The sequence below is a fragment of the Levilactobacillus cerevisiae genome (assembly GCF_003946245.1).
Classification (GTDB): Bacteria; Bacillota; Bacilli; order Lactobacillales; family Lactobacillaceae; genus Levilactobacillus; species Levilactobacillus cerevisiae.
On the sequence record NZ_RHNN01000067.1, the window covers coordinates 1 to 2,045 of the forward strand.

The 2,045-nt window shown below is 50.0% G+C and carries 2 protein-coding genes and 1 rRNA gene; all 3 read right to left on the bottom strand.

The genetic code is table 11. From position 1 onward, the window contains the following. The coding region (locus EKM99_RS16045) for a hypothetical protein (protein ID WP_225419890.1) at nucleotides 1–197 on the bottom strand (197 nt) is incomplete at its 3' end. Next, a complete protein-coding gene (locus EKM99_RS15540) occupies nucleotides 133–1,419 on the bottom strand; it encodes a cation:dicarboxylate symporter family transporter (protein WP_125584206.1) in 1,287 nt (428 codons plus the stop codon). The genes EKM99_RS15540 and EKM99_RS16045, both read right to left, overlap by 65 nt. 413 nt (nucleotides 1,420–1,832) lie before the next feature. Then, nucleotides 1,833–1,949, bottom strand: a 5S ribosomal RNA gene (gene rrf / locus EKM99_RS15545). Nucleotides 1,950–2,045: the final 96 nt, after the last annotated feature.

A 2,045-nucleotide genomic window follows, 5' to 3' on the forward strand; every position in this document is an offset into this window, starting at 1 on the left:
CATTCTTTGATTATACAAAAATATCCGTTGCCAGTAATCAAATTCATTTGATTACCAACAACAGATATTTTAGAACCTAAAAAGCAGCGCGCCAAAATCCAAAATGGATTGGCACGCTGCTTTTTGTTTACCCTATTTTGCTCTGGCCGAGTGGAGGTGATCCAGATAGGCCTGACTCTTTTCTTCACTAAATTCATGTTCGGATTTCCCGATGATCACGGTGGCCAGTGAGTTCCCAACCACGTTGACGGCGGTCCGACCCATATCGACCAGGCGATCAATCCCGGCAATAAAGGTTAAGCCACTCATTGGTACCCCGATGGTGGAAACGGTCGCCAGCAGGACCACGAAGGACGCCCCTGGCACCCCAGCCATCCCTTTGCTGGTAATCATCAAGACGACCAGCAAGGTAATTTGTTGCCCCAGGCTCAGGTGAATATGGTAGGCCTGTGCTAGGAACAGTGCGGCCAGCGATTGGTAAATGGCTGACCCATCCAGGTTAAAGGTGTAGCCGGTGGGAATCACGAATGAGACGATCCCTTGGCTCACCCCGAATTTGTCCATTTTATCAATCAACCGCGGCAAGGTAGCTTCGGAACTGGCGGTTGAGAAAGCCAAGATGGCTTCGTCCTTGATCACGTACAGCAGGCTCCATAGCCGGAACCCGAACAACCGCGCGGCCAATCCCATGAAGACCAGAATGAACACGGCCATGGTTGCGTAAGCTAGAACGATGAAATACCCCAGTGGGGCCAGCGCCGACAGTCCCATTTGCGCGATGGTCACCCCAATCAGGGCACAGACCCCGATTGGCGCCGTATGCATGACCCAGTTAGTGACGCGGAACATCACTTGCGAGACAGCGTCTAGGACATCAATAATGACCTGGCCCTGCTTGCCAATGGCAGCGGTCCCCAGACCAAAGAAGACGGAGAAGAAGATGACGGGCATCATATCGCCCTCACCCAACGACTTGAAAATGTTGGTGGGGATAATTCCCATCAGTGTTGCCCAAATACCGGAATTCCCGGCTGATTTTGCGGAAGAAACGTACTGACTAATGTCGGTACTATGTAGTTGGTGGATATCAATGAAGTCCCCGGGTTTGAAAATATTCCCAACCAGGAGCCCCAAGGCAATGGCGATGGTGGTCATGATTTCAAAGTAAATGATGGTCTTCCCACCGATTCGACCCAGTTGCTTAATGTCCCCCATGTTCGCGATCCCCACGGTAAGACAGGATACCACGATCGGCAAGACAATCATTTGAATCAGCCCGATGAACATGTTCCCAATGTTTTGCATCGCCGTAATGGCAACCTTGTTCTGATAGAAGACGGCCCCGAGGACAATCCCGAGGATTAACCCGATCAGAATTTGCCACCCCAAACTCAGGCGGTACTTTCGGTATTTTTGCATGTGACTGTCACCTGTTCTCTCTTGTGTAATAGTTTCGGATAATTTTCTGCATGATTAGCTATAACAGTCATAATCATAGCACATTGGCGCGTCCCGGAAAAGACAGTCCGCATGCGCGTTGCGGTTCAAAAAGTGCTACAGGTCAGCTCTAACGCAACTTGTTCCCGCTAGCTATCCCAGAGTCAGTGGCCGGGTAAACCGCCACCAACAGCCAGTAAAGGGCTAAATTCTCCACTTCTGGGAGCTAGTCCTAGGAACCGGCTATCCTGAGTTGAGGATTTTTGTGTAGGTGACGGTTCCGGCGGTTTTTCTGACGACGAATGGTAGCCAGCTGCACGAACTTACCGGTCATGCGCCACGTCCCTTTTAAAATAATGCATAAAAAAAAGACCCATCACTGGGTCTTTCCGTTTGCGTGGCAACGTCCTATCCTCGCAGGGGGCGATCCCCCAACTACTATCGGCGTGCTAAAGCTTAACTTCCGTGTTCGGCATGGGAACGGGTGTATCCTTTAGGCTATCGCCACCACACTATAAGAGAACTTATTCCCTCAAAACTAGATATCATCAAATTATTTTCTAGAGAACACCACGTTTTTACAACTTGGTTAAGTCCTCGACCGATTA

Excerpts from the sequence above, each read along its gene's own strand:
- EKM99_RS15540 (WP_125584206.1), bottom strand. The coding sequence starts at position 1,419 with ATGCAAAAATACCGAAAGTACCGCCTGAGTTTGGGGTGGCAAATTCTG.